Annotated in this window: 1 protein-coding gene; it reads right to left on the reverse strand. The window is 57.9% G+C overall.

Going from position 1 to position 328, the window contains the following annotated elements; translation table 11 throughout:
• The coding region (locus tag RZO55_RS14655) for an ABC transporter ATP-binding protein (RefSeq protein ID WP_318065010.1) at positions 1 to 328 on the reverse strand (328 nt) is incomplete at both ends.

Raw genomic sequence — 328 nt, forward strand, 5'->3', positions numbered from 1 at the left:
GCACTTCGGGGTTGATCACCTCTTCACAAGACCCCGATTTTACGATGCGGCCCTGTTTCATCGCGATGATGTAATCGGCGAAGCGGGCCGCCTGATTCAGATCGTGGAGTACGAGGACGATGGTTCGTCCTTGCTTTTCGTTTAATTCGCGAAGCAGCTCCAGGACTTCCAATTGATGGGCAAGGTCCAGGTAAGTGGTGGGTTCGTCCAGGAAGATGACATCGGTCTCCTGGGCCAACGCCATCGCGATCCAGGCCCGCTGGCGCTGTCCCCCCGACAGCCGATCGACGGGACGGTGTTTCAATTCGGCGGTGCCGGTCATTTCCAG

Source organism: Clostridium boliviensis (assembly GCF_033342255.1).
Lineage (GTDB): Bacteria > Bacillota > Clostridia > Lachnospirales > Lachnospiraceae > Lacrimispora > Lacrimispora boliviensis.